This is a genomic window from Dietzia sp. HMSC21D01 (assembly GCF_001815995.1).
Taxonomy (GTDB): Bacteria; Actinomycetota; Actinomycetes; order Mycobacteriales; family Mycobacteriaceae; genus Dietzia; species Dietzia cinnamea.
Genome location: NZ_KV824122.1, coordinates 1 through 6,862, shown reverse-complemented (window position 1 = coordinate 6,862; position 6,862 = coordinate 1). Strand labels below are relative to the sequence as shown.

8 protein-coding genes and 1 riboswitch are annotated in these 6,862 nt (G+C 58.6%); of the genes, 4 read left to right on the top strand and 4 right to left on the bottom strand.

The window, feature by feature from the left end:
• Nucleotides 1-319 precede the first annotated feature (319 nt).
• From HMPREF3086_RS16270 to HMPREF3086_RS18685, 4 genes are all read left to right on the top strand, one after another.
• Nucleotides 320-619: a hypothetical protein gene (locus HMPREF3086_RS16270; RefSeq protein ID WP_141764133.1), complete on the top strand. Its 300-nt coding sequence runs from the start codon at nucleotides 320-322 to the stop codon at nucleotides 617-619.
• A 62-nt stretch (nucleotides 620-681) separates the two neighbouring features.
• Nucleotides 682-1,398, top strand: coding sequence for a DUF3800 domain-containing protein (locus tag HMPREF3086_RS16265; RefSeq protein WP_061230043.1), 717 nt, complete (start codon nucleotides 682-684; stop codon nucleotides 1,396-1,398).
• 239 nt (nucleotides 1,399-1,637) lie between these two features.
• Nucleotides 1,638-1,825: riboswitch (cobalamin riboswitch) on the top strand.
• Nucleotides 1,826-2,424: 599 nt separating this feature from the next.
• Nucleotides 2,425-3,504 (top strand): ThiF family adenylyltransferase, encoded by a 1,080-nt coding sequence (locus HMPREF3086_RS19970; RefSeq protein WP_082767869.1) that lies wholly within the window; start codon nucleotides 2,425-2,427, stop codon nucleotides 3,502-3,504.
• Between the two features lie 322 nt (nucleotides 3,505-3,826).
• Nucleotides 3,827-4,756 (top strand): MFS transporter, encoded by a 930-nt coding sequence (locus HMPREF3086_RS18685; RefSeq protein WP_141764132.1) that lies wholly within the window; start codon nucleotides 3,827-3,829, stop codon nucleotides 4,754-4,756.
• Here the strand turns inward: HMPREF3086_RS18685 and HMPREF3086_RS19965 are convergent.
• The 4 genes from HMPREF3086_RS19965 to HMPREF3086_RS16250 form a co-directional block, all read right to left on the bottom strand.
• A complete protein-coding gene (locus HMPREF3086_RS19965; protein WP_082767871.1) occupies nucleotides 4,727-5,275 on the bottom strand; it encodes a GNAT family N-acetyltransferase in 549 nt (182 codons plus the stop codon). The two genes, HMPREF3086_RS18685 and HMPREF3086_RS19965, sit on opposite strands and share 30 nt — an antisense overlap.
• A 438-nt stretch (nucleotides 5,276-5,713) precedes the next feature.
• Complete coding sequence (locus tag HMPREF3086_RS16260) at nucleotides 5,714-5,956, bottom strand: hypothetical protein (RefSeq protein ID WP_061230042.1); 243 nt, start codon at nucleotides 5,954-5,956, stop codon at nucleotides 5,714-5,716.
• A 6-nt stretch (nucleotides 5,957-5,962) separates the two neighbouring features.
• Nucleotides 5,963-6,241 carry a putative quinol monooxygenase gene (locus tag HMPREF3086_RS16255; RefSeq protein WP_061230041.1) on the bottom strand — a complete coding sequence of 93 codons (279 nt, stop codon included), beginning with the start codon at nucleotides 6,239-6,241 and terminating at the stop codon, nucleotides 5,963-5,965.
• A 68-nt stretch (nucleotides 6,242-6,309) separates the two neighbouring features.
• On the bottom strand, nucleotides 6,310-6,862 hold a 553-nt coding region (locus HMPREF3086_RS16250; protein ID WP_141764131.1), incomplete at its 5' end, for a recombinase family protein.

The following is a 6,862-nucleotide window of genomic DNA, read 5'->3' as shown; positions in this document are numbered from 1 at the left end:
CCGCCACCTCGCCGATCCGCACCCCCGCCTCGCGCTGCACGGCCCGGACGGTGATCTTGTCGCCGCGCGCGACCAGCGTGCCGTAGGCGTGGGCGATCTTCTCCGACGTCGCCATCGTGGCGCCTCCCTCAACGTGGGTAACGAGTAACCGGCAACTGACTACGTTACCCGTGTTTCCCAGAATAGTCGATGCCCGCGTCCCTGTCGAGGATCGAGCGCTGACCACGACGGCGCCGCCGGGCTTCCGCCTTCGAGGACGGCGGGCGCGGCATGACTCGGGTTTATGGTCTGCACGTACACCTCGAGACAGGAGTTGACGATGGAAGATGTCGGACGAGTGGTAATCGTGACGGCGGCGATCATGTGTGTGCTGATCGGCGCTGTGGGCTGGAGCGCCCGGGGGTGGGCCTGGGCAGCCCTTCGAGCCAAGCCGCGCCGCGACGTATTGCGCGTCGCCGAGGCCGGCAGTGCACTGGCGCTCGCGTGCGGGGTCGGGCTTGTACTGCTCTCGTGGACGTCACTTCTCGACCTCGGGGAAGCGCTCCTGGGGGCCGTCGCCTGGGCGACCGTCTACGTCTCGACGATCGGCGCGAAACAAGCGCTGGACAAGATGGCATAGGGACAGGCCCAGTCGATGCGACCGAGCCTGTCCTGTCTGGTCCGCCAGAGGCGAGTGCGACCATGGACCACGTGCTGATCGCCTACGTCGACGAGTCCTACGACCAGGAGCTCTACTACATCGGGGCGGCGATAGCCGAGTACGACCGGTGGGAACAGTTACACCAGCTCTACGCCCACATCACAGAGCGAACGTCCGCACAGCACGGGACCAAGCTCGCCGCAGAGTTCCACGGACACGAGATCATGGGCGGGGCAGGAGACTGGGCCGCCCTTCGCGGCAAACATCGCGAGGCCGCGGGCCTCTACACCGCCGTCCTACGGGCTGCTCAACACGCTGGCGTCCGCTACCTCTTCGAAGGCGTCGACGTCAGACGCCTCAACGCCCGCTACCGGTACCCGCAACAACCACACACCGTGGTGTTCAGGCACCTCCTCGAACAGATCGACAACTACACCGCCCGGCACGGCGCAGGCGAGCAAGCGATCATCATCGCCGACGAGATCGCCACCAGCGCAGAACACCAAGACCAGTTCAGCGCCTACCAAGACTTCGGCACCGGCGGCTACCGCCCCAGTCGCCTGAAAAACATCTCCGCACCCATCAACTTCGCCGACTCCAGGCACACACCCGGCCTGCAAGCCGCGGACATGGCCGTCTACATCCACCACCGTGCGCAAGCAGTCCGTACCCAACACCCTCGAGCCCAGGCCGTCACCGACAGGCTCGCTGGGCTCATCTACCAGGACACTCACCGTCAACGGACCTGGAGACCCTGACATAAACGAGGGCCCCCTCGCGGGAGCCCTCGGCTGGCAACGTTCCGGTATCCGGCCCGTTGTGCCCTCAGTCTACGCCATCACCGCCAAGCACACATCTCATATAACGTGCGGAGTCGTTCGCTTCGTCGTCTGAGCGGTCCGGCACTCACGAAGTCCAGACGTTGAGCAGTGAATGTTGTGTCTCAGTTCCTCACCGGGACACGCGGTTTCCCACCACACCACCAAGCCCGCATGGTACTGTGCGGCCCGAGAGCGGTCATCCACGCCCAGCGCGGATTTCAGGGAACCCGGTGAGAGGCCGGGACTGGTGCGCAACGGTATGGGAGAGATAGTTCTGGCACACATTCTCGGGCCCCAAGAGGTCGCGGAGATGCCTGGACAATCACTACCGAGTCCGATACCTGACGCTCTCGCGTCTGCTCAACGTGTACCTCGCACACAGGTACCTGAACGGAAAGGCACGGACGTGAATCTTGCGTTGGTTCCTGCACGAATCCGAGTGCAGCCCCCTTGGAGGGCCAGGCTCGCCTCATATCGAATCCAGCGGTGGCCCTACTAAGCTTTCGCCGCACGTCGTCTTGACGCGCGAGTTGTTTCGATCGATCGCCACTACTCACCTTCGTCCCACACGGCGTGAACAAAGCTCGCCGCCCGCCTCTCGCTAGCGCGCGCGTTCGCACTCCGAGCGACCCGAGGGAATGCGCTAGTGAGCGCGCAGGACCTGATGTGCGATCTCCACACATAGGCGGACGGGCACTACTCGAGCCAGCTAGATCATGCGTAAAAGCAGACTGCCTACTGAATGCTGCCCTAAATCCGGACAATGCCATGTACATTTCAACAATGTCTCTATTGACACCCACTTACGGATATGACTACCGTGACGGCAGTCCAACACGAAAGGAGATGGAAATGAACTTCGACCACCACAATTGATGTAGACGTGCCGATGCTCGACGCCCTTTCGGCGTCGAGCATCGGCATTGCCATTCCAAATAAAGCCCCCGTCTAACAAAAGGCAGCATGTCCATCAGTTCAGATACACACCCTAATGTCGAGAACAAACTACTAACGTTAGCTCCATACGTATCTTGGGGTTGGATTGGTGCCGATCTTTACGTATGCGGGGGAACGAAACAACAAGTTATACCTGGCACATTGCCACCAACTCTAACTGCTGCCGCGGTAGGAGTTCTTGAGTCTCTTCGTTCGGGTGGCCTATCGAAGGCGCAGCTCACCAATGCCCTACGAAACACAGATGGGACCGAGACTGAGAAGCGGGACGTTATCGGAATCCTCACATCTGCGCACCTGACAATGACCGAAGACCGGGATCCTTCAGACCGCTACGACCGACCAAAACTCTACTACAATTACGCTGGTGGCAATCCTAGCGAAACGCAAGAACGAATCTCCGCCGCGCACGTAGCAATAATAGGATGCGGAGGGATAGGCAATATCCTGTCCTCGGCGTTAGTGAGTTCTGGTATCGGGTATATTACCCTAATCGACTGTGACACTATCGAAGAGTCAAATCTAACTCGCCAAATAATGTTTCGAGAAGCCGATGTTGGACTCCCAAAAATCGATGTGTTGGCGCGGGAGCTTCGTAATCTCAATAGCGTCACGGAAGTGCGAGTTATTCACGCAGATATCACTGACGAGGACGTCCTTGCGGAAGCATTGCCGCATTGTGACTTCGCGGCATTGAGCGCGGATTCTCCGCCGCAGATAATTGAATGGCTAGACCGAATTGCTCTTCGTCGAGGGCTCCCCTATCTTCCAGTCGGTTACGTTTGCGACATGCCGGTAATCGGCCCCATGGTGGTGCCCGCACTCGGGTCGCCTGGATGGAATAGCGGCAGTTCATTCATCGCAAAGCAGTCTTCGACTGAGCATGTGGATCGCAGTGAACACGCACCTCCCGCCCCTAAAGCTAAGACGCAAGCGCCGAGCCACGCTTGGACCAATCTCGTCGCATCTGGACTGGCGGTCGACGACATACTGTGCTATCTAGGCGGTTTCGCCACGCCCGTAAGCCTCAATCGCCGAATTGGATTAAATAAGACTGGTCTATACTTTGAAACACAACAGTTCGACTAGAACAGCAGATTTGCGAACCTCGCGTCATAGAAGGCAGCTGTCTAATGGGGCGTCGGCTCGGGTTGTTCTGTACGTGAGCGCCGCCTTTGGGGCAGCTCGAATGTTCATCGGCGCGACAAGTGCGCTCTACCTTGTAAGCAAGGGGGTGCAGCCGGAGCATGTATTCTATCTGAAGGCCTTCCAAGCGGGCGCAATGCTAGTAATCCAAGTCCCGCTCGGTTGGATATCTGATCGAGTTAGTCGACGATGGCCAATAGCAATCGCAATTATCCTGGGCGCATTATGGTTACTCCTGACTGCCGTTTCTACTAGTATTCCAACCTTGTACGTTGCGGAGTTATGCAATGCATTATCGTTGGCGCTGATGGCGGGCGCTTTGCACGCGGAGTTTGTCGACAGATCGATTGCCCATCATAAAGACAATAACCGAAATGAATCAGATAATCTGGCGCAAGATATCAGCCGTTTAAATAACTTTGAGTTCCGAGCAATGGCTGTATCTGCCGGCCTTGGCGGATTGATTTACGGCATTGCACCCACTACAACGTGGTTGATTGCCTCTGCGGCTTGCCTGGTTATTTTCACGTCATACGTATGGTACTCAGCTAAGTTCCCACCTTTGCCTGAGGCAGAGGCGGATGGAACGGTACGTACATTGCGCTTGATGATTAGGACGCTCAGGGATTCACATCGCGGCGTCCTGGCACCATTGCTCGTTGGCGGAATTTTATACGCCGGATTCCAGATTGCAATCCAGTACTGGCAACTGGCCATCAATCGTTCCGGGCCCGTACTGTCGTCAGAGTTTGCGACGGGTATTGTGTTCGGTCTTATTTTCGTGATTATTCTGGTAGTCCAATCCGGAATTAGCGGACTGCTTAGCTCATTCGATCGGAAACGTTGGCTGTTGCCAGTAGCAATAGCTGTGCCGCCCCTCTTGTGGTTCGCTATTCTCTATTTGCCATTGTGGCCAGTTCAGGCTGCAGCTACTGTCCTATATTTCTGGATCTACCGAGCGGCATTCGTTTACTACGATGTGATTATGAATAAAGGTGTTGCAGAGGGAACTCGTGCGACCGTGTTGGCGACGAGGGCGACATCTGGACGATTGATTGCTCTAGCTTGTGCACCAATTGTGTCGTCTGCGGTCGCCGTGATGGGGCCAGCTGGCGCCGTACTCGTGGTTAGCGCGCTATCGGTCCTTGCGGGATTACTCGCGCTGCTAAACCCTGAAACGACTAGATCCAATTGAATCACCGGGGCAATGGTGGGAGTTCGCTGAAATCCAGTAACGACATGTGCTTCTACCTTCGGTAGTACTGATTCTTTCGAGCTGGCCCCCACAGGTCTCAATTACGGCTCGCGATGCGCTGTTGTTCTTGTCACACGTCACTAGTATTTGTTCTACCCCGATAGTTCGCAGCCGTGCGATGGACTGGCGTAGGATTTCGGTAGCGTATCCACGCCGACGGTGTTCCGGTGCCACGGCGTACCCCACATGTCCGCCGAATGTGAGGAGATAGTCGTTGAGCTGATGGCGAATCGATACGCGCCCGATCGGGACCCCGTTAACTTCAGCGACGAGAAACTCGGCTCTAACGCGACCCGGCGGAAGTTCAATTCCGGATGCCTCTCGATCGACTCTTTCAAGAAACTCGTCCCAGGTTCCCTCCATCGGTAGGAAGGTAAAGTCATCTCGACGCAGTTGTTCGTGAATGCGTCGTAGTGTTACTTCGTCACGGTATTGTGGTGGTCGCAGCAGTAAAGCCATGCAACCGATCATCTCACGATTGGGGCGAAGTCGCAGTGTTCAGAGAGGACACACTCGGGCCACGAGGCACCCACACTGAGTCGATGGACACCAGTTTCTTCTATGAGGATCTCGCTCAGCTCCAACTTCTCACTTGACACCGTGCTCAACGGACAGAACTAGGCCGGCTCCCGAAGAGGGCCCGTTCCATCAGTCTTCTTCGCCAACGGAAGCCGCGACAACCCGCCAAACGATGCCGAGAGTCCTACCCGCCTCTCGCTACGAGGGACGCCGATGCATCGGTATGGCGCTCGCTCTCTCATTTCCTTGGTTGTGGGACGGTCGCCAGTCCATTCACTTACCCGCCCGCCCATTGCACGCTCGATGGCGTCTTTCCATGAGTACTGTTTGGCGGTCCGACACGGGATCCAGCCCTCGTAACTCCTGATGGCGCGATACTTAACGTGAGGTTGCCCGTCTCGCGCCGACTGTTCGGTACAGCGCCCAGACGATCAGCCCCACGACTGGCAGCAGGAACGCCACCATGAACCACAGAAACGTTTCGGGCCACGACGCTCCCCGACGCCGTTCCGTGACGGCGATCGCGATCGGGATTAGCAGCCACACCAAGACGACGAGTAGCCACACGATGTCGTAGGCCAGCGGGATCACCGCGGCCGTGCCGGCTTCTGCGACAGTCATATCGAGTCAGATCCCCGTGATGGAGTAGTCGCGCTCAATGTTTGCGGTGGCTGCCCCCCACGCACTGCCTTGAACTCGGTCCTGATGCCTGCGGAACGAGGCGGCGTCGTCAAAGACCTCCTCGACGCGCCACACCAGACGATCCTCGGTTGGGGTCACAGTAAACGACCTGCAGCCCTGCTCAGCTCGCGTCAGCTCGATGTGACGCAGTAGATGATCGGCGACCAGAGCGGCTTCGCGCTCGTCGCGACACACCAGTCGGCCCTTCAGATGAACTTCGGTCACCGCCCCAGTATCGGCCACTCCCTCGCCCGCAGGGCCCTGAACAGTGCAACGAGACCGCTCATCGGCGGTCACGGCGTGTGAGGCTGGAGGGCGCGGTACAGCGTGGAGCGCCCGACTCCGAGATCGCGGGCGATCGCCGATGGCCCCTCCCCCGCTTCGACGCGGGCGCGGGCCTTGTCGATCTGCTCGTCGGTCAGGACGCGTTTGCGTCCTTTGTACTTGCCCTTTGCCTTAGCGATGGCGATCCCCTCGGCCTGGCGTTCGCGAATGATGGCCCGTTCAAACTCAGCGAACGCCCCGAGCAGCGAGAGCATCAAATCTGCTCGAGGATCCTGGGCACCGGCGGCGTAGACGGCCCGCTCGTGGACGAATTCAACGCTCGCGCCCTTGGCTGTAATCTCACCAACGATCTGCTTGAGGTCGACCAGAGACCGGGCGAGTCGGTCCATCGACGCGACAACCAGCTCGTCACCATCGCGCAGGTACCTGATGCACTCGGCGAGCTTCACCCGATCAGCACGAGAGCGAGCCGACTGCTTCTCCACGTAGACCTGATCGCACTCCCCAACCGCCTCGAGCTGACGCGCCTCATTCTGATCCGCGGCCGACACCCGCACGTAC